Annotated in this window: 27 protein-coding genes; 4 read left to right on the top strand and 23 right to left on the bottom strand. The window is 47.5% G+C overall.

Going from position 1 to position 24,280, the window contains the following annotated elements; all coding sequences use genetic code 11:
- Positions 1-24: 24 nt before the first annotated feature.
- From rsmH to GVY42_RS01205, 6 genes are all read right to left on the bottom strand, one after another.
- Positions 25-957 carry a 16S rRNA (cytosine(1402)-N(4))-methyltransferase RsmH gene (gene rsmH, locus GVY42_RS01230; protein WP_159562050.1) on the bottom strand — a complete coding sequence of 311 codons (933 nt, stop codon included), beginning with the start codon at positions 955-957 and terminating at the stop codon, positions 25-27.
- 159 nt (positions 958-1,116) lie between these two features.
- On the bottom strand, positions 1,117-2,673 hold the full coding sequence (gene bshC, locus GVY42_RS01225) for a bacillithiol biosynthesis cysteine-adding enzyme BshC (protein WP_159562049.1): 1,557 nt from the start codon (positions 2,671-2,673) through the stop codon (positions 1,117-1,119).
- Positions 2,674-2,697: 24 nt separating this feature from the next.
- On the bottom strand, positions 2,698-3,057 hold the full coding sequence (locus GVY42_RS01220; protein WP_015881302.1) for a DUF3397 domain-containing protein: 360 nt from the start codon (positions 3,055-3,057) through the stop codon (positions 2,698-2,700).
- Positions 3,051-3,890, bottom strand: coding sequence for a 2-dehydropantoate 2-reductase (locus GVY42_RS01215; protein WP_236548911.1), 840 nt, complete (start codon positions 3,888-3,890; stop codon positions 3,051-3,053). Before GVY42_RS01215 ends, GVY42_RS01220 begins: the two co-directional genes overlap by 7 nt.
- Before the next feature lie 119 nt (positions 3,891-4,009).
- A complete protein-coding gene (gene rpmF / locus GVY42_RS01210) occupies positions 4,010-4,183 on the bottom strand; it encodes a 50S ribosomal protein L32 (RefSeq protein WP_015881300.1) in 174 nt (57 codons plus the stop codon).
- 22 nt (positions 4,184-4,205) lie between these two features.
- Positions 4,206-4,733 (bottom strand): DUF177 domain-containing protein, encoded by a 528-nt coding sequence (locus tag GVY42_RS01205; RefSeq protein ID WP_015881299.1) that lies wholly within the window; start codon positions 4,731-4,733, stop codon positions 4,206-4,208.
- Between the two features lie 156 nt (positions 4,734-4,889).
- Here GVY42_RS01205 and GVY42_RS01200 point away from each other — a divergent pair, with 156 nt between their 5' ends.
- Positions 4,890-6,020 carry a nucleotidyltransferase family protein gene (locus GVY42_RS01200; protein WP_159562047.1) on the top strand — a complete coding sequence of 377 codons (1,131 nt, stop codon included), beginning with the start codon at positions 4,890-4,892 and terminating at the stop codon, positions 6,018-6,020.
- Here GVY42_RS01200 and GVY42_RS01195 read toward each other — a convergent pair.
- The 5 genes from GVY42_RS01195 to GVY42_RS01175 are packed head-to-tail and all read right to left on the bottom strand — an operon-like array spanning position 5,999 to position 8,790.
- On the bottom strand, positions 5,999-6,991 hold the full coding sequence (locus tag GVY42_RS01195) for a SepM family pheromone-processing serine protease (RefSeq protein WP_159562046.1): 993 nt from the start codon (positions 6,989-6,991) through the stop codon (positions 5,999-6,001). The genes GVY42_RS01200 and GVY42_RS01195 overlap by 22 nt on opposite strands.
- The gene (coaD, locus tag GVY42_RS01190; RefSeq protein WP_015881296.1) at positions 6,988-7,482 is read right to left on the bottom strand and encodes a pantetheine-phosphate adenylyltransferase; all 495 of its coding nucleotides are present in this window, start codon (positions 7,480-7,482) and stop codon (positions 6,988-6,990) included. Before coaD ends, GVY42_RS01195 begins: the two co-directional genes overlap by 4 nt.
- Positions 7,483-7,486: 4 nt before the next feature.
- Positions 7,487-8,050, bottom strand: a complete 564-nt coding sequence (gene rsmD / locus GVY42_RS01185; protein ID WP_074037347.1) for a 16S rRNA (guanine(966)-N(2))-methyltransferase RsmD — start codon at positions 8,048-8,050, stop codon at positions 7,487-7,489.
- A 52-nt stretch (positions 8,051-8,102) separates the two neighbouring features.
- A complete protein-coding gene (locus GVY42_RS01180; protein ID WP_143406649.1) occupies positions 8,103-8,357 on the bottom strand; it encodes a YlbG family protein in 255 nt (84 codons plus the stop codon).
- A complete protein-coding gene (locus GVY42_RS01175) occupies positions 8,341-8,790 on the bottom strand; it encodes a YlbF family regulator (RefSeq protein WP_015881293.1) in 450 nt (149 codons plus the stop codon). Before GVY42_RS01175 ends, GVY42_RS01180 begins: the two co-directional genes overlap by 17 nt.
- A gap of 153 nt (positions 8,791-8,943) precedes the next feature.
- Here GVY42_RS01175 and GVY42_RS01170 point away from each other — a divergent pair, with 153 nt between their 5' ends.
- Positions 8,944-9,678 carry a RimK family alpha-L-glutamate ligase gene (locus tag GVY42_RS01170; protein WP_236548910.1) on the top strand — a complete coding sequence of 245 codons (735 nt, stop codon included), beginning with the start codon at positions 8,944-8,946 and terminating at the stop codon, positions 9,676-9,678.
- Between the two features lie 104 nt (positions 9,679-9,782).
- Complete coding sequence (locus GVY42_RS01165) at positions 9,783-10,145, top strand: YugN family protein (protein WP_015881291.1); 363 nt, start codon at positions 9,783-9,785, stop codon at positions 10,143-10,145.
- A gap of 45 nt (positions 10,146-10,190) precedes the next feature.
- On the opposite strand, the gene GVY42_RS01160 is transcribed toward GVY42_RS01165, so the two are convergent.
- The 10 genes from GVY42_RS01160 to cyoE all read right to left on the bottom strand — a co-directional run bounded on the left by GVY42_RS01160 (position 10,191) and on the right by cyoE (position 18,151).
- Positions 10,191-10,682, bottom strand: a complete 492-nt coding sequence (locus GVY42_RS01160) for a cysteine hydrolase family protein (RefSeq protein WP_159562045.1) — start codon at positions 10,680-10,682, stop codon at positions 10,191-10,193.
- Between the two features lie 147 nt (positions 10,683-10,829).
- Positions 10,830-11,102 (bottom strand): hypothetical protein, encoded by a 273-nt coding sequence (locus GVY42_RS01155; protein ID WP_074037351.1) that lies wholly within the window; start codon positions 11,100-11,102, stop codon positions 10,830-10,832.
- Positions 11,103-11,107: 5 nt separating this feature from the next.
- Positions 11,108-11,722 carry an SCO family protein gene (locus tag GVY42_RS01150; protein WP_159562044.1) on the bottom strand — a complete coding sequence of 205 codons (615 nt, stop codon included), beginning with the start codon at positions 11,720-11,722 and terminating at the stop codon, positions 11,108-11,110.
- Between the two features lie 21 nt (positions 11,723-11,743).
- Positions 11,744-12,205, bottom strand: a complete 462-nt coding sequence (locus GVY42_RS01145; RefSeq protein ID WP_015881287.1) for a DUF420 domain-containing protein — start codon at positions 12,203-12,205, stop codon at positions 11,744-11,746.
- Positions 12,206-12,229: 24 nt separating this feature from the next.
- Positions 12,230-13,153 carry a cytochrome c oxidase assembly protein gene (locus tag GVY42_RS01140; protein ID WP_159562043.1) on the bottom strand — a complete coding sequence of 308 codons (924 nt, stop codon included), beginning with the start codon at positions 13,151-13,153 and terminating at the stop codon, positions 12,230-12,232.
- A 134-nt stretch (positions 13,154-13,287) separates the two neighbouring features.
- Positions 13,288-13,617, bottom strand: a complete 330-nt coding sequence (locus GVY42_RS01135; protein ID WP_031421543.1) for a cytochrome C oxidase subunit IV family protein — start codon at positions 13,615-13,617, stop codon at positions 13,288-13,290.
- Position 13,618: 1 nt separating this feature from the next.
- Positions 13,619-14,245 (bottom strand): cytochrome (ubi)quinol oxidase subunit III, encoded by a 627-nt coding sequence (locus GVY42_RS01130; RefSeq protein WP_015881284.1) that lies wholly within the window; start codon positions 14,243-14,245, stop codon positions 13,619-13,621.
- Entirely contained in the window at positions 14,246-16,114 is a 1,869-nt protein-coding gene (ctaD, locus tag GVY42_RS01125) for a cytochrome c oxidase subunit I (RefSeq protein WP_031421541.1), read from the bottom strand.
- A 38-nt stretch (positions 16,115-16,152) separates the two neighbouring features.
- On the bottom strand, positions 16,153-17,130 hold the full coding sequence (gene coxB, locus GVY42_RS01120) for a cytochrome c oxidase subunit II (protein ID WP_035387820.1): 978 nt from the start codon (positions 17,128-17,130) through the stop codon (positions 16,153-16,155).
- A gap of 97 nt (positions 17,131-17,227) precedes the next feature.
- Positions 17,228-18,151: a heme o synthase gene (gene cyoE, locus GVY42_RS01115; RefSeq protein ID WP_074037356.1), complete on the bottom strand. Its 924-nt coding sequence runs from the start codon at positions 18,149-18,151 to the stop codon at positions 17,228-17,230.
- Between the two features lie 334 nt (positions 18,152-18,485).
- Here cyoE and GVY42_RS01110 point away from each other — a divergent pair, with 334 nt between their 5' ends.
- On the top strand, positions 18,486-19,391 hold the full coding sequence (locus tag GVY42_RS01110; RefSeq protein ID WP_159562042.1) for a heme A synthase: 906 nt from the start codon (positions 18,486-18,488) through the stop codon (positions 19,389-19,391).
- Between the two features lie 32 nt (positions 19,392-19,423).
- Here the strand turns inward: GVY42_RS01110 and GVY42_RS01105 are convergent, their stop codons facing one another.
- A complete protein-coding gene (locus GVY42_RS01105; RefSeq protein WP_236548909.1) occupies positions 19,424-20,785 on the bottom strand; it encodes a deoxyribodipyrimidine photo-lyase in 1,362 nt (453 codons plus the stop codon).
- A 44-nt stretch (positions 20,786-20,829) separates the two neighbouring features.
- A complete protein-coding gene (locus tag GVY42_RS01100; RefSeq protein ID WP_074037361.1) occupies positions 20,830-24,264 on the bottom strand; it encodes a pyruvate carboxylase in 3,435 nt (1,144 codons plus the stop codon).
- Between the last annotated feature and the right edge of the window lie 16 nt (positions 24,265-24,280).

The following is a 24,280-nucleotide window of genomic DNA, read 5'->3' as shown; positions in this document are numbered from 1 at the left end:
CAGGTATCCCTCCTACACTCTCGGTTATTTTTGTTTTTCGGCCACTCTCAACTTAGCAGAGCGTGAACGACGGTTATCTTCAAGTTCTCCCTCACTCGCCACGATTGGCTTACGCGTGATGAGTTTGAGTTCCGGTTCAAATTCTTTCGGAATGACCGGCAACCCCGGTGGTAATGGTGGATGCTGGCTTCGCTCTTTGAACACTTGTTTACAAATGCGGTCTTCTAACGAATGGAACGTGATGACACAGATGCGTCCATTCAATGCAAGTAAATCAATCGCATCTTGAACGGCGCGGTCGAAAACGTTCAACTCGTCATTGACGGCGATTCGAATCGCTTGGAACGTCCGCTTCGCCGGGTGTCCGCCTTTTCGTCTAGCTGGTGCAGGAATCGCTTCTTTAATCAAGTCGACAAGCTCGAATGTCGTCTCAATCGGTTTATCGGCACGGGCTTGCTCAATCTTTCGTGCGATTTGCTTTGAAAACTTTTCCTCCCCGTATGTAAAGAAAATACGAGCAAGTTCTCCGAACGACCATTCGTTCACAACATGATAGGCTGAAAAGTCCCGTGACCGGTCCATTCTCATATCGAGCGGTGCGTCATAGTTGTAACTGAACCCGCGGTCCGCCTCATCTAGCTGTGGCGAAGAAACGCCTAGGTCGAATAGTACACCGTCCACTTTTGTCACACCACGTTGGGCGAGTTCTTCCTTCAAGTGAACGAAATTGCTCTTTATAAACGTCACACGGCCTTCATAAGGAGCCAATCGCTCTTTCGCATGTGCGAGCGCGACGTCATCTTGGTCGAACGCATATAGTTGACCCGTCGTTAGACGCTTTGCGATTTCTTCACTATGACCCGCTCCACCTAACGTACAATCGACATATACCCCATCTGGTTTGATGTTCAATCCCTCAATGGACTCCATTTTTAAAACCGTTTCATGCTCAAACATTCAAAAAACCCTCTCAACCTACATATTTCAACTGTTTTATTACACTTACTTTATCATAAAAATGTCAAGGTCCGTACAGGTTTTTAGTGAAAAGAGGAAACAAAAAGGTAACAACGAAAAAAAGCTCTCGACAAATGTCAAGAGCTCTCAAAAAAAAGATTATACATAGAACAAACATCGCTCCGTATCAGATTGTTCATAAACCTGTCTCAATCGTTTAAACACGTCTAGTCCGTGACGATTTAATATCGGAACCATCGAGATGATGCGCTCTTGAGGGGCATCCATCGGGAACAGCCGGGTCGACAGATGAATCCTTCGTGCATTCAAGCGATATTGTTCTCGCTTCGATTCAGCACGCATCTCATCCGCCAATCGCTCGAGCACATGTCTCGACTTCGCCTCAAATCGTCTTCCTTGTTTCCCTGCCTCATGACTGACGGCCTCTGTGAGCGTCCGATACGCATATAGCTTTTCTTCAAACGCTTCATCGTCAAATGCATGATCCGGGAGCGGTCGCTTCATATACTGCTCCAATGTCACGCTTTCTTGACGAAGCTTCTTCTCATCATTTCTTGACACGATCAACCCACCAAGTCGTGGCAAGAGAAGCGGCATCTTCCATCTCATCTCGTGGAAGAGCGGTCGAAGCTGGAGCCAGTAGGCAATTTCACCGGGACCTGCCACATACCCAACAGTCGGGAACAGGAAATCCTGCATGAGCGGACGGGAGACCACGTTATTTGAGAAACGTTCCGGATGCGCCTCTATCTCTGTGAGCAGTTCGTCTTCAGTGAAGCGATGTCCTCGCTTTGTCGTGAACACCCCATCGACCTTCGTGAGCAGCTCTCGTGTCCCATCGTGATAAAACAGATGGGCCGCGTCTCTGTTCAAGTCGACCGATGGCATCCCTTCTTCATACGCATGACCGAGCGCTTCATGGAGCTTGTCATGATGCTCGATGAGACTTCGGAACATCGGTCGTTCGAGAGCCCGTACGTCTTTCGCGTGCGGGTCAAACAATAAAAAGTCAGATCCGACGAATCGCCGCATCATTCCACCGAAAAAGTGAGCGAACGAACGACTCACTTGAATGAGGTCAATCAGCTCATGATACAAATGTGAAGTATACGGTGTCTCTGTTTCGTTCAGTAGAAGACGTTGCGCCATTTGAACAAGTTCGAGCTTTACCCGTTCGAACTCTAAGTCCCCTATCGATGCTTTTCCTGCAAGCGGTAACGATGACAAGGCATCTTTTTTCAACGTTCTCGAAAACGCCTGTGTCGTGAAGACATGGTTGATTTCAGCAAAGTCATGATCTTCCGTCGCCATCCAGAAGACAGGAAGGACCGGCTGCCCTAATTTCGCTTCAGCCTGTTTCGCCCGTTTGATGACCGCTAACAGTTTGTATACGGCAAACAAAGGTCCTCCATATACGCCGACCTGTTGCCCCGTCACCATCACGTACGCTTTTCGCTGAGCGAGTAACTCCAGATTCGCTTCCAACTCTTCCGAAAGTTCCCCGAACTGTTCTTGTTGTCCCTTTATTATCTCGACGAGCTCCGACAGATGCTCATAGGTGCGCCCTGAGACCTCCTCGGCACGTTTTTCGATTTCATCCATCCCTCGATAATCAAGCCAGCGACCATATTCATGATCGATTTGAATCATCGGTGATGTGGATGCATATAGAGCATCAAATGCTTCTACCTTCACGTATAACAACTTCCTTTCAATCAATCAACGAATCATGCCTTGGGCTACACCGATTGCGAATAAAATGGCGTGGGTCGGAACAAGTAGCAAGAAGAGTAACCGCCAACCATGGACGAACATCTTCGTGAACAACACTTCCTCATAACGAATCCGCTGCCAAATCGCGTTGATCGGGAAAATCGCACAGCAGGCTGCGAGCAATAATAGCAACATATCCGTCCCGACGATGGCCTCAAGTAAAATACTGCAAGCGTAAAACCAAAGGATGACCCCGGCATCGCATGCGAGTTTGAATGAGTTGATTGATTTCGGCATAATTTTTCTAAGTATCATATACACCATAAACCATAAGATGAGTGGAAATGAAACGATATACACTAACACGATGCGCTCGCTCCTAGAATCAGTTTATGTAATAGCGGAATGACAGTGAGAGAAATCTGCATCTGTTCGGCTTTCTCAATCACCGGTTTCAAAATCGCATCCACCTCTGTCGGCCGACCTTCTTCAAGATCGCGCAACATCGAGGAGCGATTCTGTGCGGTACGTTCGATAATCGTCTCGATGTAGGAAAATGAGACTTGCTGCGCAAACAAAGGCACCAACTCATCGTAAATCGATTGTGCGATTTCACGATATGGTGAGCCGGCGAGGGCTCCATTCGGGACCCGGCATAATGCCGTGATGGGATTGATGATGGCATTAGCAAACAATTTTTCAATGACGACTTGTTCAATATCTTCTTCCCACACGATGTGAAGTGGGCTCTCTTGAAATGATAGAGGATGGAGCCCCGACGTACTTCCAATTCGAATCCGTCCGAGTCCACGATGCTCAACCTCATGACCACGCTTCGTCACCCCATGCTCGACGACACCTAAATGAAACCCTCGACGTTTCGCATATTCCAGATGGGCAATCCCATTCGAACAAATAAAGACGGGCACCTTACCCGAGAGTCGGACCGTCGCTTCCTCGACTTGATGGGCTTTCGTCGTGACAAAAAAAAGATCCTCGTCCGTTTCCTGAAGCGTCTGACTTGACCGTAACGACACACGTGCCGTCCCTTCCGTCACACCGATACGTGTGATGAAAAGTGGATCAGATGACCCGATCCTTCCGTAGAGCGTCACGTCGTAATCGTCTGCGAGCACAGATGCCAACAATAATCCGACCGCTCCGTTTCCGATGATACCAATTCGTTTGATGGAGTTCATCATGGCCCTCCTCCTATTCGAACTATTTTCGCACAAAAAGTTTACCACATCTTTTCACCATGACCCAAAAATGACAAACAAAAAAGGAGTAACCTGAGAACAGGTCACTCCTTCAAGCATTATTTGCTTGTTACTTCTTTACCGTTGTAATGTCCGCAAGATTTGCAAACACGGTGTGAAAGTTTCATTTCGCCACAGTTCGGGCACTCGTTCATACCAGGTACGTTGAGTTTGAAGTGAGTACGACGAAGACGTTTGCGAGTTTTCGACGTTCTACGGAATGGTACTGCCATCGTTGTCCACCTCCTTGATAAGTTAACCTTCCTCGTTCTCTTTTTTCGAGAACAAGTCGGCTAGTCCCGCGAAACGCGGGTCAATTTTTGGTTGGGCTTCGGGCTGTTCGTCAGTGAGCGTCCAGCCTTCTCCTTCAACCTGAGTTTTGTCTGTTTCGTTCCCATAAACTTGCATCGGGACGTCTAACATGATGAGCTCTTTTACAATCGGTACAAGACTGATTGTATTTCCTTCTGGCAAATTCACGTCATCGAATTGCTCCGTATAACGCCCATTCTCCAAAAAGAAAGGCTCGAGCGATTCAATATCGAATTCATAAGTGACATCTTCTAACGTTCGCGCATCTGGCAACGTCAGGTCACCTTGAATCTTCAGATTGAATGTAACTTGATTAGATGTGAACGATGCATCCCCGTGCACATGCACCGGGCGAATCGAACGGATATCCGGATGGAGCTGAGTCAGCTCTGGTAGTTCTACCATCTCATCGATTGTAAAACCGTCACCCTGGTTTCGGAGCTTAAGTAGCTGTGCAATAGACCATTTCATCCGAATCACCTCAATTGCAACAATATGAATTATAGATAGGCCAACTTGTTTTGTCAATGTTTTTTCTTTACACTAAAATCAGTTGACGACGGCGCTTTGCCAAAGCGTACTTACTCATCTTACACCAATCCATACGACAATGCAAAGGAGTAAATCATGCAAAAGACGGCCATTATTGCAGAGTACAACCCGTTTCACAACGGGCACTATTATCAAGCGCAAACTGCACGTCACGAAACCGGAGCTGATGTCATGATTGCCATCATGAGTGCCCAGTTCACTCAACGCGGCGAACCCGCCTCGTTCGACAAGTGGAAACGGGCTAAGGCTGCCGTCGAGAGCGGTGCGATCGATCTTGTCATCGAGCTACCGACCCAATACGGGGTCCAACGCGCCGACCGTTTCGCTAAAGCCTCCGTCTCGATTGCTGAACAGCTCCGTTGCCAGACGCTATCATTCGGGAGTGAGAGCGGGGATATAGATGCAATCCTCCATGCAGCCCGTTCACATGTCGAAGAGACGTCACGTTACAAAGAAGCGCTTCAAGAAGCATTACATGAAGGACACTCGTCCGCTCAAGCTTCGAGTCGAGCTTTCCGGACCGTTTATCCCTCATTTGATTTGACGCGACCAAACAACATTTTGGGCTATCATTACGCCAAAGCAGCAAAGACGATTCAGTTACATACAGTCAAACGGCTCGGGGCTGATTATCATGATCCTTCATTAATGGACGTCATGTCGGCAACGGGTATTCGGGCTCATTACCTAGACACCGGTGAAGTTCGTGCCGTTCCGGCATCAACTGAAGCGATGTTTCGGACACAACCGATGACACATTGGGAACACTATTGGCCCGTCTTACAATTCAAACTGAGAACCTTGCCACTCCACACGTTGACGGAGCTCGTTGGAATTGATGCTTCTCTCGCACCTCGTCTTAAGCAGGCGGGAGTCGAGCCTTCATTCGAACGTGCACTTGCTGTCGTGTCGACACGTCGCTACACGCGTACCGCCATTCAGCGGGCGTTCGTCGCCGTACTGCTTCACTGGTTAAAAGTCGAGGCACCGACACGCTTTGATGAAGTCCCTTACGTGAGACCGCTCGCCTTCAACGATCTCGGACGACATGCGTTACGAGATGTGAAGGAAGACGTGCCACTCGTCAGTAAGTTCGATGCCCGGCTCGATTTTGAAGCTCGTGTCACCGAAGCATATCGTCTCCCGCTTCAAGATGATACATTGATCGAGCACCGGCAACGCCCTCAGTTCATCTCTTCTAAATAACGAATCGCATCCTCGACCGTCTTTACAGGGACGACTTCAATGTTACTGTTTAGGCGGTCTCGTGATTCCAGCGCCTCTTCATAATTTGAACCGGCCGGCACAAAGAAGACTTCCGCTCTTTCCTCGTCGGCGGCGACAATTTTCTGCCATGCACCTCCGATAGGTCCGACATTCCCTTCCTCATCGACCGTTCCGGTTCCGGCAATCCGTTTTCCATTTGCCAAGTCACCTGGCGTCAATTGATCATAGATTTCTAGTGTGAACATCAATCCTGCAGACGGACCACCGACATTCGTCAAAGCAACATCGACTTCAGGATCAGCCGTGATTTCTTGAACGGGAAGCGGCTCATAGATTCCAATCCCGACACGATCCCCACTTTGATCGATCGGCTGAATGAGCGTTTGCACGACACGTTCTTCGCCGTCTCGTTCAATCGTCAACTCCACTTCATCGCCCGCATCAAATTCCGAAACGCGATTCAAAAAGTCGACGCGAGTGGCAAAGGACATCCCATCGATGGCCGTGATGACATCACCCGGCTTCAACACATTGGCCGCAAGGGACCCAGGAATCGGAGCAGATACATAAATTCCCTCGAAATCAACCGTCACGTCTTGATCTGCTAATTGATAGGCGTATTGGATTGCTGCTTGTTGAGAAGAGTCCATCAATAATTGTTGGCGACGTTCATAGTCTGCCTCACTCTCCCCATCGTATAAATAGCGACTGGATAAATTCGCTTCTGTGAACGGGGTCACCCAACTTTCAACTAACCAAAACGGAGTCGCACGGCGTTGGGAGATTGTCACCATCATCAGTTCCCCATCCTCTTTTTCGCCACCTTGGACGGTCAGGAACTCTTCAATTGAGGTCGCCGCTCCGGGTGAAGAGATATAGTAAGGAAGTGGGACGAACAGGAAGAGAAGCACTGTAACGAGTAGACCGAGACCGATTTTTAACGATTTCATTGTCCCGAACTCACTTGATACTTTTTACGCAAGGCAATTTCAACCTGTTCCGGTACGAGTTCACTGACCGATGCACCATATTTCGCCACTTCTTTGACAATCGACGAGCTGAGGAACGAATATTGACTATTCGTCATCATGAACAACGTCTCGACGTTCTCATTCAACTTTTTGTTAATTGATGCGATTTGAAGCTCGTATTCGAAATCTGAGACTGCACGGAGCCCACGGACGATCGTCGCCGCTTCCCTCTCTGCGGCATACTCGACAAGCAATCCCCCGAACGCGTCAGCCGACACGTTTGGCAGATGTGTCGTCACATCTCGAATCAGTCCAAGTCTTTCCTCCACATCAAATAATGGGGCTTTGCTTGAATTTTCAAGGACAGCCACGATGACTTCGTCAAAAATGGCCGCCGCTCGTTCAATAATATCTAGATGTCCGTTTGTGATTGGGTCAAAGCTACCCGGACAAATCGCAATCCGTTTCATCGTGTCACTCCTCCGATGCGTACTCATAGAAACTGATGGTGATGACATCTGAGTATCGCTGTTCTTTAATTCGTTCAAATCGTCCCACCCGCTCCGGTAATGTCACGTCACTACCGTGTTCACAGACGACTACGCCGATATCGATCAACAAATCTGATTCATCGATCAGCTGTAAGAACGCCACGTGTTCTTCCGCATGATAAGGAGGATCCATAAAGATGAGCTTGAATTGTTCCTGTTGAACCTTGAGTTGTTCGAGTACCGCCTTGGCGTCTTGACGATATACTCTCCCTTTTACTTCATAATGGGTCGCTCGCAAGTTCTCTTGAATCGTTTGGACGGCTTTCGGTTGACGATCGACAAAAATAGCTTCGTCACAACCTCTTGATAACGCCTCGATTCCGAGCCCACCGCTGCCCGCGTAAAGGTCTAGTGCTTTCCCGCCTGAAAAATAAGGTCCGATAATGTTGAATAACGATTCCTTCACTTTATCGGTCGTCGGCCGTGTCGCCGTTCCTGGGACCGCTTTTAAACGGGTCCCTTTTCGTTCTCCAGATATGACACGCATGTCTTTCCCTCCAGCAGAAAAGATGAAGGTGATGCCACCTTCATCTTTTTGTTTATTTCGATTTTGTCTCGTACGTTTCGGAAATGAATGGGCGTTCGCTTCGAACGACCGCTTCCACAAACGGCAATGCTTTCACTTGTTCGAGTACGGCTTCATGACCTTCGAGGTCAGTATAAAGAAACGCATACTTTTCTCGTTTTGAGACAAAGTAAAGATTCGCATAACGTCTTAACGCTTTCACTTGTTTTAAGGAATTCACGTATACGACGAAGCCAATCCGTTCATTCAACTTAGACGGCGCATCCACAACTTCCGCCTCCTCCGCAGCTACCTCCACCAGAACATCCACCTTCATCAAAGAATGGATTACCGGTCGGGACCTTGATTTTAGGAGAGACTGAATGAGCCAATAGTTCACTCACTTCCCCTAACAACTTATCCAAGCTTCGTTCTGCTTTTTTGAACGCAGCGATTTCCGGCTGAACATCTAGACGACGTTTGATGAGGTGCATCTCTTTTTTGATGCGGTCGTGGTCCGGATGATGCTTTCCGAATCGCTGGACATACTCATAGTCCTCTTTCATCTTCAAGAACTCACGCTCGATTTCCTTTGCTTCTTGTGATGCGAGACGTGCCGCTTTCGTTTGAATATATGTTTGAAACGATTCGCTTGCTTCAATCAAATCGGTCAATTCTTCTGTTTGATCGAGCAGGGCAATCGTCTGTTCAGTGATTATCATACCCCTCACCCTTTCTGCCATGATTTTACCACAATTGTTTCCCTATGTAAGCAATCCACACTATAATTGAAGTTGACCGCAAGGCGTTCCATGTAGAAAGGAAGTGAACAGACGCAACCTATGCGTCTACGTATGAAAAAAGTTTCTTTTAATATGATCCGATCGGCCGGGATCAAGACGGATTATGCGAAACCCGAATATTATTTCGATCAGCTCGATAAGGTTCGCGCTGCCGACCTCGTCCTGTTCCCTGAGTATTGGATGGTCAATTCCATCATCTACGGGATGAATAAAGCAATCTTCCCATCACCTGCGACTTATCACCTCGGGCACGACAAGATCGAGATGACGCGCGCCTTTAAAGCGACATATCCGCACCGGATTCCGAAGACATTGATTTATGGAAAGAACCCATACACGATTGAACGCGTGTTGGAAGAGTTCCACTACCCGTTCGTCGCCAAAAAAGCCAAATCCTCAATGGGTCAAGGGGTATGGTTAATCAAAAATGACCAAGACTGGTTAGAATACGTCGAGAATCATGATACGTTCTATGTCCAAGAGTTCATCCCGAATGATCGCGACTTACGCATCATCGTGATTGGAGAAGAGGTAGTCGGTGCCTATTGGCGTGTCAGCGAGGCTTTTTTAAACAATGTCGCTCAAGGGGCTAACTTCTCGTACGAAGACATCCCGGAAGACGTCATCAAAGAAGTTCAATCGATTGCCAACACGTTATCTATCAATCACGCAGCGTTTGACGTTATCGTGACGGAAGAAGGATTTTACATTTTGGAATTCAACGTCTTTTTCGGATCAGAAGGACTGCTACCTCTTGGCGTGAAACTCCCTCAAAAAATCGAGGAATACTTAAATTCACTCGGCTGATTAATCGTTCATCTTTTTTTCACAATTTGAACACACGTTATTCCAAGAACGTTTTTGAATATGGTATGATGACATATGAGGTTTATTCGAAAAGGGGGATTATGATGAAATTTGAGCAGTTCCACATCGAGGGAAAAGAAATCCGTTTTGGTTTGCTCGAGACGATCATGGATCATCATCATTTCATCCGTGAAGGTGCTTGGGATTACGAGCGTGCCACGTATGACATGAAATATGAGAAACAATCGACTGGCGAAACATTCTATCTTCGCTTACCTGTATACGCGATCGAAGGTCAAATCGAAGATCGTCACGCTGTTGTCAAAATGCTTACACCGATTTTAGGAAAGCATTATTATCCACACGGTGTTGAATACGATGAAGTCTTCCCAGAAGAAATCGTCCGCGACTGTGAGCGCCGTCTAAAAGCACTCGCAGAAACATTAGAAGTCAAACCCCTTGCATAAGCGAAGGGGTTTTTCTTATGGGCGAGTTAAACGTTGTTAGGCAACTTACGCCGACAAGTCTTTTGATTCGATGATCACGCAACCTTTACTCTTATAATACATAATCATATCTTCTAGTTTTTTCAAATCGTAGCTCGTAATGCAATCCGACAAGACGCTAACCGCATAGTCAGATTTCCGCAGATTGTAGCAAGTCGACTTCACACAGGCGGTCGCATCAGCCCCAGTGATATAAAACGTATCGATGTGATGCTTGGCAATGAACGTCACAAACGCTTCGCTCGTCAAGGCGTTGCCCTTGTACTTTGTGAACACGTGGTCGGACGCGAGCTTCAAATCTGGTGCTAATTCCGCTCCTCGCGTTCCTGTTTTGAACGTTCTCGTCCCTGCTGATAAATTCTCATGACGGATATAGACGATATGTAACTTCTTTTCGACCGCCCAATCAATCGCTTTATTGATGTTGTCGATGATTGCTTTGTAATTTTTCGTGATGTCATTTTGAATGTCAATAACGACTAAGGCTTGGTTCTGCATACTTTGTCCTCCTCCATTTCTAAAAAAACGAACATTAGTTCGACTCCGCTATTTAGTATAGCAAAGTTCACTTCTGGAAGATATAGTCATAAGAAACGTAGCGTCGAGCATATAAAAAAGGAGGCCCTCTACGGGTCCTCCCTTATATCATGCCGCAATGACGGTCAATGTCACATCGACTTGACCGAGCAATAAATCGAATTGGTCTCGAACATAGCGGTACAATCGCTCTGCCTCGACGAGTGTTAATGGTGCAATGATTTGATAATCATAGTGGTCTTTCGAGCGAGAGACGACTTTCACTTCTTTCAAGCCGAATTCGATCGCGCTACACGCGATCAAATCTTCAATCGCCCGTTCCGCAATCGTCACGTCTCCGTATGAATAGTCATTCCCAATCACAGCCATCGTATCGTTCATGGTGATCACTCCTTTTCATTCGCGAGCACTTTAACGTCCTCCATGATAGATTCGATATCGACCGGTTCATCCCCTGCCGTCGCCATCTGCGCGACAGCACGGACATCATGATGGCGGTCGATGACGTACATCGTCGTCGCATGCGTCACGAGTCCGCTGTTCGCCTTCGAATAATAGAACTGTAGCTGACGCGTGATTCGGTCAATGTCTACCTGGTCTCCCGTCAACATCTTCCATCCAGTCGGCTCTGCTTGGAATGCTTCCCCGTAATTTTTCAGAACGGGCACGGTATCCACATCCGGGTCAACCGTGATCGCGACGAGTTCTACGTCCGAGCCGTATAAGTTCTCTTTTTTCAATTCTTTTTCGAGCTTCATAAAATCACGTAACGTGAGCGGACAAATATCTGGACAGTTCGTATAGAAGAACGTCACGATCTTCACTTTTCCGTTGTCGGAATTATAGGTCTCTTCATTTAATGCGTTCGTCAATGTGAACGGGGTTGGCTCTTGAATGACGGGTAGGTCGTCTTGATTGAAGAAAACAAAATACACGGCTACTCCGATGACGACAAGCGTCAAGACGGTCAAACCGACCGTCAAATAGCTATTCCGTTTCATACAGCTCTCCCTCTCTATGGATCATCCTCCGATTATCGCGCGGAATACGTTCGTCGTTTCACCTGGGTCATATGCCACATAGAGAAGAATGTAAACCGTCACCCCCGTAATGGCCGTGAAGAACCAGACGACTGACGCTTTTGGACCGATTTTCCGGTGCTTCTCGATTTTGTTTTTATAACCGAGATAGAGCGTAATCAATCCGAGGATACCACCTGTGGTTGCGAGAAGAATATGGAAAATCATAAAACCAAGATAGAACGGCTTCACTGAATCCGGTCCCCCAAATGCCGTGTTACCGACAAAAATGGTACGCGAGACGTAAAGGATGAAGAACGTCGTCGCTGCAATCGCTGCGGCCGTCATCACCTTTTTATGTTTTTCGATGTTGCTGCGGTCTTTTGCGATAATCACCCATCCGATGGCGACAAGAATCGCACTGATGACGATGAATGACACACTAATTAAGGCAAGATAGTTCATCAATGTTTCCCCTTTATGTTCTGTTTAATTTTTTTCATTTGTTTCTTGCGGAGTGAATGACATGCCTTCATCAAGAGCAAGTGACTTCGTCCGACGCACCCAGCCGAAGAACGTCCAGCCGAAGAAGAAGCCGTACACGATCTCTTGACCGAGTTTCATGAGGACCCCACCGAAACGTTGATCTTCGAGCGCACTGTTCGTCGCTCCCATCAACGCCTCTAAATCAATTCCGGAAACGTCACCATTCGGGAGACAGTATCCAAGGACCGTCGCAAACGTCTGTGGGTCCGTGTATGCATTATAGAGCGTCGTTTGACTAAAGATGATGAGCGCACAGGCAGGTGTCAGTAAGACCCCGTTGGCGATAATGTACACCATTCGTTTCAAATCGGACATGCCTTCCTCTTCGTCTGAGACGAGTGGAACGATGACCGGATACCACATCGTCAAACTAAAGACGACAAGGGCACCGTGGAAAATACGGTGAACGCCGTAGTTCGTCAAGACGTAGTCGAATACGACCGGCATATGGTAAATCGAGAACAATGCGTTGAATAAAATGAGCGCGATCAGTGGCTTCGTCAAAAACTTGAACATCGGCCCAATCCATTTGAAGCTAAGTACTTTTTCAAACACCCAGTACGGTAGACCGTAAACGACGAGTGCCGGTGCCAAAATATAGACGAGCACCATTTGGAACATATGCACCGATAAAATGATATGTGCCATGACATCGATTGGACTTCCAAAACCGATGTAATACAAGACAATCGCAAACAACATACTAAACTTTTGTAATAACGTGGTCGAGGCATATCCTCGCTTCGCCATTCTCTCTGTCACGACGGCGTATAACACATAAATCCCGACCATGAGCAATCCGAACAGCGGACTCCATAACGTGAGCCAATCAAATTGATTGAGCAGCTCCGACGTATTCCAGAGCATCCGTTCACCCCTTTTCTTTCTCTCCCTAACCTTTGAAACCGTTCACTTCAAGATTACTATTCATTCATTTTTGAAGTAAAGGAAAAAGGACCGAATCATCCGTGTTTCCACAGATGTTCAATCCTTTGTCACAATTACCAAATGAGTAAGCGGAGTGCAGCGACCGTGATGATGGCAACAAAGATACCTAGCCACATCATGCCAACGATCCACGTGTTCCCACGGTTATTCATATGCATGAAGATATATAACTGTAGGAAGACTTGGATGACCGCCAAGATGATTAAAAAACCACCTGCTGCCCACACCGGCATCAATTCCGCATAGACGGCGCCGAATGCCACGAATGTGAGTAAAATCATCATCGCGAAACTGATTAATTGAAGCTGATACTCACGTTTCGACTCTGCTTTTACTTCAAGCTCTAACTGCTTGTGAGATTCGTTCATTACTCGTTTTTCCATATTAGTTCACCATCCCTAAGAGGTAGACGATTGAGAAGATGAAGACCCAAACAACGTCGATAAAGTGCCAATATAGACTCGATACATAGAACTTTGGTGCATTGTATACATCGATCGGACGGTTCCAGTTACGAATCAAAAGTGTCGTAATCCAAAGAAGACCGAACGTTACGTGCGCGCCGTGGAAACCAACCAACGTATAGAAGGCTGAACCGAATGCGCTCGACGTGAACGTGTGACCGATGTGGTAGTAGTGAATGAACTCGTAAATCTCAGCACCAAGGAATCCGGCACCAAGAAGGAGCGTCACAATCAACCAAAGCTTCATACGCCCTGGATTGTTTGCCTTCATGTTCATCATCGCAAGGACACTTGTAAGTGAACTTGTGAGGAGGAGCATCGTCATGATGAAGACGAGCTCCATTTCGAAAATGTTATACGAACGTAATTCCTCTGGCGCACCAGAGTTCAAGAGACCAACGTATGTTCCAAAGAGCGAGGCGAAGAGGACTGTCTCTCCACCAAGGAAGAACCAGAAGGCCACATATTTATTTTTCCCTTCCAGTGTTGCTTTCTCTGGATTGGCCGGGATACCGGTCACTGGGTGTTTTTCAACTGCATGTGCCATTTATTGTTCTCCTTTCTCACGAATCGCTTTCAAGTCTGCTTCGACTTGTGACTTCGGAATGTAGTAGCCGTGATCGTCAATCCAAGAACGTAGGAACATCGAGACGAACGTCATCGCTAATCCAAATCCAATCAATGACCAACCGACGACCGTGTTATCCATCTGGAAGATGGCACCGAGTCCTGCGATAAAGAGGCCGAGTGACATGAAGAACGGAATGAGCGAGTTGTTCGGCATGTGGATGTCCGAAACTTCTTCAGCGACTGACACGCGTTTGTTGCCTGCCATTTTCTCGAGCCAGAACGTATCAAGTCCTTTGACGAGTGGCGTTTGTGCAAAGTTGTACTCTGGAGTCGGAACAGGAAGTGTCCACTCAAGCGTACGTCCATCTCCCCAGTGGTCTGGTTTGACGCGGTCTTTCGACAAGAAGGCTTTCACAACAGCGACGAGCAAGACAATCGTTGACACACCCATGAAGAATGCACCGATTGTCGAGAGCATGTTGAGTGTATCCCAACCTTGACCATCGAGGTATGTGAAGACTCGACGTGGCATACCGAACAATCCGAGGAAGTGTTGCGGGAAGAACGTCAAGTGGAACCCGATAAAGAACAACCAGAACTGCCAGTATCCAAGCTTTTCAGAAAGGGCTTTTCCGAACATGAGTGGGAACCAGTAGTAAAGTCCTGCGAAGAGACCATATACAACCCCACCTACGATTACGTAGTGGAAGTGAGCGACAACGAAGTAGCTGTCGTGGTACTGATAGTCAGCCGGTGCGACTGAGAGCATAACCCCTGTCATCCCACCTACGAGGAATGAAGGAATGAACGCGACTGAGTAAAGCATAGCGACGTTGAATTTAATTTGACCGCCCCACAGTGTGAAGAGCCAGTTAAAGATTTTAACACCCGTTGGTACGGCAATCGCCATCGTTGCAACAGCGAAGATCGAGTTGGCAACTGGACCAAGACCGACTGTGAACATGTGGTGAACCCAAACCATGAATCCAAGGAAACCGATGAGCATTGTCGCGAAGACCATCGTCGTGTAACCGAAGAGGCGTTTACGCGCAAATGTCGGAATGATTTCCGAGAAAATACCGAATGCCGGTAAGATCAAGATGTATACTTCCGGGTGACCGAAGATCCAGAAAAGGTGCTCCCAGATGACAACGTTCCCGCCAAGTGCCGGGTCAAAGTAAGCAGCTCCGAAGAGTCGCTCGAACATCAACATGAACAATCCGACCGTAAGTGGTGGGAATGCGAAGACGATCAATGCCGATGCAACGAAAGTCGTCCATGTGAAGAGTGGCATACGCATGAGTTTCATTCCTGGCGCACGCATGTTCAAGATAGTGACGAGGAAGTTAATCCCGGCCATCAATGAACCGAAACCTGAAATCTGAAGACCGAGAGCGTAGAAGTCTACCCCTGTCGCTTCCGGTTGTGTTGAGAGTGGCGCGTAAGCCGTCCACCCTGCGTTTGGTGCTGCTCCGAAGAACCAGCTCAAGTTAAGCATGACTCCACCGAAGAAGAACAACCAAAAACCTAATGAGTTAATGAATGGGAACGCAACGTCGCGTGCCCCGATTTGAAGTGGTACGACGGCGTTCATGAAACCGAATAACATCGGCATGGCCGCAAGGAAGATCATCGTCGTTCCGTGCATCGTAATCAACTGGTTAAACGTCTCACCGCTGACGAAGTCGTTCATTGGTTTGACGAGTTGCCAACGAATCAGTAATGCTTCAATTCCACCGAGAAGGAGGAAGAAGATTCCTGAGAACAAATACAAAATACCGATTTTTTTGTGGTCAACCGTCGTAATCCAATCCATGATGCCATTGTATTTACGCGATTGCTGCATTGCAGTGGTCTGTGCCACGTGAAATCCCCCTTTTCCCGTTAGTCAATCTTCTGCTCATACAAGAAGTCAACGAGTGCATCTAATTCTTCGTTGCTGATTTGACCTTCATTGAATCCTGGCATAAGAGCCCCTTGTTTTTTCTCTTGCGGGTCACGGATCCACTCTTTCAAGTTATCCTCGTTGTTTTCGAGGTAACCTGCGAGCCATTCACGATCACCGAAGTTCGTCAAACTTGGTGCCACTTTACCGCCGCCGTGACAGCTCAAGCAGCTTTCGACATACACAGCTTCACCTGTCGTCAAGTTTGTGTTGTCTGCGACGAGTTTCTCACCGTTCTCGTCTTGCTTGGCTTTCATGTCAGCGAGCCATTGATCATATTCTTCTTGCTCGAGCGCGATGACTTTAAAGTCCATAAGGGCATGTGACGGACCGCAAAGCTCAGCACATTTCCCGTAGTAAGTACCTGGTTCATTTGCATGTAACCACATTTCGTTATCAAGTCCTGGGTTCGTATCTGTCTTACCAGATAAAGCTGGTACCCAGAATGAGTGAATGACATCTTTAGACGTCAAGTTGATGCCGACTCGTTTTCCGACTGGAATGACGAGCTCTTGCCCTGTCACAACACCTGCTTCTGGATATTCAAATTCCCACCAGTACAAGTTAGCTGTAACGTTGATTTCTTCTTCTTTTTTCGCTTCTTTCGCTTTCGCGAGTTCGACAGTCGTCGTGATTGTCGGAACAGCGAGAATGATGAGAAGGATAATCGGAACGACTGTCCAAATCATCTCGAGTGTACTGCTACCTTCAACTTGCTTCGGAATCGATTCATCTTTCCGACGGAACTTCATGAGCACGTACACGTAAATGACCGATACGATGATGAGTACGAAGAGCATGATCGCCAAACTGATGAGAATGATGCGGAGCTGAAGCTCAGCCCCTTCTCCCATCGGCTTCAATGCAGACAATCCCTCTTGACCGCAACCTGATAACAGGACTGCGAACATCATCATCGGGACGATGCCAAACAGAAGCTTCTTAAATGATTTCACAACAATCCCCACTTTCTCCCAAAATGATGTGTAATGGTTTTCTATATAGTGAGTGCGATCACCAGAGTGCTGTCAAAATCAGCGCGATAATCCACACGACTAAATAAATTAATGAATAGAAGAACATTTTGTTTGCCCACTTGATTTCGTCCTCGGCGTTGAATCCTTTCAATCCGAGATACAACCAGTAGCCCCCTAAACCGGCTGCGACTGTCAAGTAAACAAGACCATAGTGCATAAATAAGAGCGATGCCGGAATCAGCGTCGCAATCCACCAGATGATTTGCCGTTTCGTGATGGCAAATCCGTTCACGACCGGAAGCATCGGAATGCCTGCCGCTCGATACTCTTCCGTCCGTCGCATGGCGAGCGCCAGGAAGTGAGGTGGTTGCCATAAGAACATGACAAGGAACATGAGCCACGCATCAATATGAAGTGCCGGATCTAGTGCTGCCCAACCGATGAGCGGTGGAACGGCTCCCGAAATACTACCGACGACTGTATTGAGCGTACTCGTACGCTTCAGCCACATCGTATAAATCACGACATAAAAAAATGCCCCGATTAAACCGAATACTGCGGCGACGTACGATACAAGGAGCAATAGTAGTGTTCCGATTGCAAGTTGTGTCAATCCAAGGAGTAAAATCTTCTCTCCTGAAATCTTGCCGGTTACACTCGGTCGATTGTCCGTACGATCCATTAAGTAATCGATATCTCGGTCCACAAAGTTGTTTAGGTAACAACTCCCCGAAATCACGAGTGCGCTTCCTAACATCGTTAATAAGAGCTGTGGCCAAACTTCAAACAAGTAAAGGACTGGCGTATCGCTCTGGTACGTCGCTGCCACGAAGAATCCTGCAAACACCAACAACAGGTTGGCGCGAACGATTCCCATTTTCGCTAAGGCGACGTAATCTCGGAATGACGTTGATTCTGTATACTCTACATCTACCGTCATCCCTGGGTTGACTTTTGTCATACTGACCCCCCCACATAATCACGAAATCCTCGCATTCTCTTCACAGAAAAAACACAATATGAACAAAATACACTTAACTCTCTACAAAGATACCATATTTTTTTATAAAATACGCCCTTTATGCTTGTAAAATAGCGAGTTTTTTGTGTCAATAGTGTGATATTTGTCACACCTTATGTGCTTTACTAATATTAGAATAACGTTTTTGATAACGATTGCAAGCTTTTCCATTTCGTTTTTTGAACAGAAAGCCGTATAATAAGTATGGCGAAAAAAATATAAATAAACAAGGTACATTTTTTAACGGATTTCGATTAGAAGCAGGTGGTATTGCATGCATAAAAAACTCGCGTTTTTCTCAGGGTTTGTCACCCTCGGGATGATGCTTGTCCTCATCATGGGTGGAACCGTGACGAAGACGGATTCAGGAGATGGTTGTGGGACGGACTGGCCACTCTGTCATGGAAAATTAATCCCAACCAATCCCAGTGTTGAAACGATGATTGAATACAGTCACCGGGTAGTCTCCGGTATTGAAGGTCTTCTCATCATTGCGCTCGCCATTTGGACGTTCATCGCGGTCAAACATCGGGTCGATGTGAAAATCTTTGCGTTTCTCGCATTTATCTTTATGCTCATCCAATCAATCATTGGAGCGGGCGCGGTCATTTGGCAACAGTCGGATGCCATCCTGGCCCTTCATTTTGGAATTTCTCTCGTGTCGTTCGCATCGTTACTCATTTTGACGATTCTGTTATTCGAAGGTGACCGGGAACATCAAGTCGTATCGAGACGATTAAGATCTCATCTTTACGGTCTTTCAATTTATACGATGATCGTCGTGTACACAGGAGCCTACGTCCGTCACCTCGGTGCTACATACGCATGTGTCGGTTGGCCGATTTGTGAGCAGAACGTCTGGACGTTTGAGTCGTATGTGCAGATGGGACACCGTGTGATGGCCGGGCTACTCGTCTTGTACACGTTGTATGTTCTCTACTTGGCACGTAAAGAAATGAATCGATTGATTGAGCGCGGCATGTGGGCGTCTCTTTTCTTCATCCTGCTTCAAGTCGGTACAGGTGCATGGATTGTTCTTGGGGGACACGCGACTTACGTTCCGCTCCTTCACGCCTTCTTGATCACTTGTTACTTCGGCATCCTGTCATACCTCTCTTATCACGCGTATCGGTCGACAGCGCGACAAGACGGGGCACAATTGAAAAATATGAACGGATAACCAAACAAAAAAGCGCCGTGGCGCTTTTTTGTTTACAATGCTTTAAATCGTTCGAGGGCACGCTCTCTCGCTTCTTTATGATCGACGAGTGGCATGGCATAGTTGTCTCGCTCTGACGGGTCCGGAAAGTGAATCGATTTATCTGTTATATGTTTCAGCTCCGGCACATACTTCCGGATGAACGTTCCGTCAGGGTCAAATCGTTCGGATTGCGTCGTCGGATTGAAAATACGGAAATATGGAACAGCGTCCGTCCCGACTGAGGCCGCCCATTGCCATCCCCCGATATTCGACGCTGCCTCATAATCGATCAGCTTTTGCTCGAAATATCGTTCCCCTTTTCGCCAATCGAGAAGGAGATGTTTCGATAGGAAAGATGCGACAATCATGCGTAGGCGGTTGTGCATCCACCCGGTCTCGTTCAACTGACGCATCGCGGCGTCGACGATCGGATACCCAGTCTCCCCGTTACACCACTTTTCGAACTGCTCTTCATTGTCCTCCCATTCAATCGTCTTATATTTATCATTGAACGGTTGATCTTTCAATGCGTGGAACTTTGCCATGACCATATAATAAAATTCGCGCCACAACAGCTCATCATAATACGTGTCGCGCCCTTTTGATTGTCTCGCCGACAACACTTGTTCGGTGATGGTGCGAATCGACAACACACCTGTCCGTAAATAAGGAGATAGTCGACTCGTCCCGGCGATGCTCGGAATGTCACGCTTTTCGTCATAATCGACCATGCGATCATTGACGAAGCGGGTCAATCGCTTCTTCGCTTCCGTTTCCCCTAGCCCTCTCCATTCACGTTTACATCGCTTGAAGAGCTCTTTCAGTTCACTCGGTTGTTCATTCTTTGAACGGATGTACTGAGATAAACGATTGACATCAACCTCATACGGTGCGGGTGGCTGTTCGGCATACGCCGCTTTTTTGAACGGGGTGAACACCTTATAGGGATCGCCACTTTTTGTACGAAACGCATCGGGATGAAACAGGTGACGATCTAAAAGTCGCACTACCTTTACATCTTCACTAAGTGCCTCAATCACACGTTCATCCCGCTGTTTGAACGGTTCCACATACTCCGCATTAAAATAGAGCACATCCATCTCGCCGAGCTGTTTCATGAACGCATCCTCCGTCTCCGCGACGAGGACACGAAGCCCTAACCCTTTCGCTTCTAAATCATCCATGAACGTTCGCATCGTCGAGAAGAAATAGTCATGCCGCACTTCGAATGGGTGACAGTATTTCGGATTCAACCAAAAGACGAAGTCTAGGTCATCGCCTTCCTCCATATCTTTCAATACACGGTGTAACATATGATTATCGGTCAGTCTAAAATCTGAACGGAACCAACATACTCGTCTCAAGATCTCCACTCCCATCTACAAAAAAGAAGCATAGCGCGCTATGCTTCTTTTGATTATACAAATTCAATCAACAAGTCGTCACTTTGTATTGTGTCGCCTTCTTTAATATGGATGGCCTTAATCTCACCATCTTGTGCCGCTTGAATTGTCGTTTCCATCTTCATCGCTTCTGTGACGAGCAACTGCTCCCCACGATGAACACGACTTCCTGGTTCGACCAATACTTTCAAGACAGACCCCGGCATCGATGCACCGACTTGTTTGGCGTTCGAACGATCGACTTTCGGACGACTTGTCGTTGCCGATTTGACATTGACATCTTTAATCTCGATTTCACGTGGTACCCCGTTCATCTCATACGAGACGAGACGGATGCCATCTTCATTCGCTGCACTCACTTGTACGAGCTTGATGATTAACGTTTTTCCAGTCTCGATTTCAACTTGGATTGTCTCACCGACGTTTAATCCGTAGAAGAATGTCAACGTGTCGAGCACTGAGACGTCCCCGTATGTCGTTGTATGTTTGATATAGTCTTCGTACACTTTCGGATAAAGCGCATGAGCAAGAAGTTCAAAGTCCGTCACCGGTCGCTCGAATTTTTCGAATAGTTCTTGGCGTGCCGATTCAAAGTCATACGGTTTGATCAATTTACCAGGACGAACGTTTAAAGGCTCTTCTCCTTTCAAGATGACTTGTTGCACATCTTTCGGGAATCCACCTGGAGGCGTTCCTAATTCACCACGCATCATTTCGACGACCGAGTCTGGGAAGTCCAACTGATGTCCTCGTGTCATCACATCTTCTTCCGTCAAGTTATGCTGGACCATGAAGAGCGCCATATCACCGACAACTTTAGATGACGGCGTCACCTTGACAATGTCCCCGAACAACATGTTGACTCGGGCATACATCGCCTTGACTTCTGCCCAGCGGTCTCCAAGTCCGACCGCTTTCGCCTGCTGTTGGAGGTTTGAATATTGCCCACCTGGCATCTCGTGTTCGTACACGGATGGATTCGATGCACGCATATCACTTTCAAACGGTTCATAGTTGTGACGCACGTCTTGCCAGTAGTCACTGATGATTTCATATTGTTTCGGGTCGACTTTCGGCTGACGTTCGTGGTGGTTGAGCGCATAAACCAAACTTCCACCTGAAGGCTGTGATGTCATCCCTGACATCGAACTCGCGGCAACGTCAACGATATCGACACCGGCATCTGTCGCGCGAGCATATGTGAAGATCCCGTTACCGGAAGCATCGTGTGTATGCAAGTGGATTGGTAAGTCCACAGCGTCCTTCAATGCCGATACGAGTGCATAGGCTGATTCCGGCTTCAATAGACCTGCCATATCCTTGATTGCCAAGATATGCGCACCACTCGCCTCAAGTTTCTTCGCGAGGTCGATATAATACGGAAGATGGTACTTCGGACGGTTACCATCATACAAGTCTCCCGTATAACAGATGGCTGCCTCTGCCACTTTCCCAGTTGGAAGCGTCGCATCGATTGCCAATTGAATCGACTCAAGGTTGTTGAGACTATCAAAGATTCGGAACACGTCGACTCCGGCATATGCCGCTTCGTGTACGAATTTCTCGATGACGTTGTCTGCATAGTTTTTATATCCGACCGCATTCGCACCGCGTAGCAACATTTGAATTAGGACGTTCGGCATCTTCTCACGAAGCTTCATGAGACGTACCCATGGGTCTTCGGATAAGAATCGGTAGGCGACGTCGAACGTCGCTCCGCCCCATGCCTCGACCGAGAACAATTCTGGCATGAGTTTGCTTGTCGGTTCGGCGATATTTAGAATATCCTGTGTGCGCATGCGCGTCGCGAGCAACGATTGATGCGCATCTCGCATCGTCGTATCCGTCAACAACAGTTCCGGTTGACGTTTGATCCAGTCGGCGAGGCCGTCCGGTCCAAGCTCTGTAAGAATTTGTTTCGTCCCTGGCTTCGCTTCTGCCGGGAGGTCGTGCGGGATTCGCACCGAACGGCTGATCGGCTTGTCTTTCAGACCAACACCTGGGAATCCATTCACTGTCACATCCCCGATATAGTTCAGCAGTTTCGTCCCGCGGTCTTTTCGTTTCGGGAAGACGAACAGTTCTGGCGTCTCATCGATGAATGACGTGTTGTAATCTCCACTGATAAAGTTCGGGTGCTTCATGACGTTAATCAAGAACGGAATGTTCGTCTTGATTCCACGAATCCGGAACTCGTTCAAGTTTCGAACCATCTTCGAGGCCGCTTGTTCGAATGTCATGCCATGTGTGGACAATTTCACGAGAAGTGAATCGTAGTACGGTGAAATCTCTGCACCGACATACGCATTCCCACCGTCAAGACGAACACCAAAGCCACCCGGAGAACGGTAAGCCATGATTTTTCCTGTGTCCGGCATGAAGTTATTGCCTGGGTCTTCAGACGTAACACGTGATTGGATTGCATAACCGAGAAGTTTAATCTCTTCCTGTTTCGGCATTTGAATCATATCGCCGTGGAGCGACTCACCTTGCGCGATCATCAATTGCGTTTGAACGATGTCAAAGCCCGTCACCATCTCTGTGATCGTATGTTCCACTTGAATGCGCGGGTTGACTTCGATGAAGTAGAACGACTCATCCTCTGTCACCAAGAACTCGACTGTACCGGCGTTGACGTATCCGACGTGACGCATGAGTTGGACCGCCGCATCACAAATCGCTTGGCGCGATGCATCAGACAATGTCACACACGGCGCCACTTCGACAACTTTTTGGTGACGGCGCTGAACCGAACAGTCACGCTCGAATAAGTGAACGATGTGACCGTGCTCATCCCCAAGAATTTGCACCTCGATGTGTTTCGGACGTTCGACGAGTTTTTCTATGTACACTTCGTCAGAACCGAACGCCTGCTTTGCTTCTGACTTTGCACGTTCAATCAAATCTTTCATTTCCGCTTCTGTTCGAATGACACGCATTCCGCGTCCTCCGCCACCCATCGAAGCTTTGACCATGAGCGGGAATCCGTGCTCGTTCGCAAATGCTTCAGCATCTTCATATGATGTGAGCGGTCCATCCGAACCCGGGATGACAGGAAGACCCGCAGCAATCGCACTCTGACGTGCTCGTACTTTATCCCCGAACGCATGTAAATGTGACTCATGCGGTCCGACAAAGATGATGCCCTCTTCACGGCAACGTCGTGCGAGTTCAATGTTCTCTGAAAGGAAACCATACCCTGGGTGAATCGCATCACTGTCTGACTCCTTAGCGATTCGAATCACGTCTTCGATATCGAGGTACGCATCGATCGGTTTTTTGTCTACACCGATCAAGTAGGCTTCATCAGCTTTAAAGCGATGTAAGGAGCCGCTATCTTCTTGCGAATAGACAGCTACCGTTCGAATGCCTAACTCTGTCGCCGCGCGAAATACGCGAATGGCAATTTCCCCACGGTTTGCAACAAGTAACTTTTTAATTGGTTTCAAATGAAATCCCCCCGTT

The organism is Exiguobacterium sp. 8A (assembly GCF_902506275.1).
Classification (GTDB): domain Bacteria; phylum Bacillota; class Bacilli; order Exiguobacteriales; family Exiguobacteriaceae; genus Exiguobacterium; species Exiguobacterium profundum.
The sequence above is the reverse complement of the archived record's forward strand: the minus strand, read 5'-3'. Positions and strand labels throughout refer to the sequence as shown.

Coding starts and splice junctions, on each gene's coding strand:
- GVY42_RS01165 (WP_015881291.1), top strand. CDS start 9,783: ATGAAATTTGAGCAGTTCCACATCGAGGGAAAAGAAATCCGTTTTGGT.
- GVY42_RS01155 (WP_074037351.1), bottom strand. CDS start 11,102: ATGAACGATACGATGGCTGTGATTGGGAATGACTATTCATACGGAGAC.
- GVY42_RS01135 (WP_031421543.1), bottom strand. CDS start 13,617: ATGGAAAAACGAGTAATGAACGAATCTCACAAGCAGTTAGAGCTTGAA.
- cyoE (WP_074037356.1), bottom strand. CDS start 18,151: ATGACAAAAGTCAACCCAGGGATGACGGTAGATGTAGAGTATACAGAA.
- rsmH (WP_159562050.1), bottom strand. CDS start 957: ATGTTTGAGCATGAAACGGTTTTAAAAATGGAGTCCATTGAGGGATTG.
- GVY42_RS01215 (WP_236548911.1), bottom strand. CDS start 3,890: ATGAACTCCATCAAACGAATTGGTATCATCGGAAACGGAGCGGTCGGA.
- GVY42_RS01150 (WP_159562044.1), bottom strand. CDS start 11,722: ATGAAACGGAATAGCTATTTGACGGTCGGTTTGACCGTCTTGACGCTT.
- ctaD (WP_031421541.1), bottom strand. CDS start 16,114: ATGCAGCAATCGCGTAAATACAATGGCATCATGGATTGGATTACGACG.
- coxB (WP_035387820.1), bottom strand. CDS start 17,130: ATGATGATGTTCGCAGTCCTGTTATCAGGTTGCGGTCAAGAGGGATTG.
- GVY42_RS01205 (WP_015881299.1), bottom strand. CDS start 4,733: ATGAAATGGTCTATTGCACAGCTACTTAAGCTCCGAAACCAGGGTGAC.
- GVY42_RS01145 (WP_015881287.1), bottom strand. CDS start 12,205: ATGAACTATCTTGCCTTAATTAGTGTGTCATTCATCGTCATCAGTGCG.
- rsmD (WP_074037347.1), bottom strand. CDS start 8,050: ATGCGTGTCATATCTGGAGAACGAAAAGGGACCCGTTTAAAAGCGGTC.
- GVY42_RS01195 (WP_159562046.1), bottom strand. CDS start 6,991: ATGAAATCGTTAAAAATCGGTCTCGGTCTACTCGTTACAGTGCTTCTC.
- coaD (WP_015881296.1), bottom strand. CDS start 7,482: ATGAAACGGATTGCGATTTGTCCGGGTAGCTTTGACCCAATCACAAAC.
- GVY42_RS01200 (WP_159562047.1), top strand. CDS start 4,890: ATGCAAAAGACGGCCATTATTGCAGAGTACAACCCGTTTCACAACGGG.
- GVY42_RS01175 (WP_015881293.1), bottom strand. CDS start 8,790: ATGATAATCACTGAACAGACGATTGCCCTGCTCGATCAAACAGAAGAA.
- GVY42_RS01130 (WP_015881284.1), bottom strand. CDS start 14,245: ATGGCACATGCAGTTGAAAAACACCCAGTGACCGGTATCCCGGCCAAT.
- GVY42_RS01170 (WP_236548910.1), top strand. CDS start 8,944: ATGATCCGATCGGCCGGGATCAAGACGGATTATGCGAAACCCGAATAT.
- GVY42_RS01160 (WP_159562045.1), bottom strand. CDS start 10,682: ATGCAGAACCAAGCCTTAGTCGTTATTGACATTCAAAATGACATCACG.
- rpmF (WP_015881300.1), bottom strand. CDS start 4,183: ATGGCAGTACCATTCCGTAGAACGTCGAAAACTCGCAAACGTCTTCGT.
- GVY42_RS01110 (WP_159562042.1), top strand. CDS start 18,486: ATGCATAAAAAACTCGCGTTTTTCTCAGGGTTTGTCACCCTCGGGATG.
- GVY42_RS01140 (WP_159562043.1), bottom strand. CDS start 13,153: ATGCTCTGGAATACGTCGGAGCTGCTCAATCAATTTGATTGGCTCACG.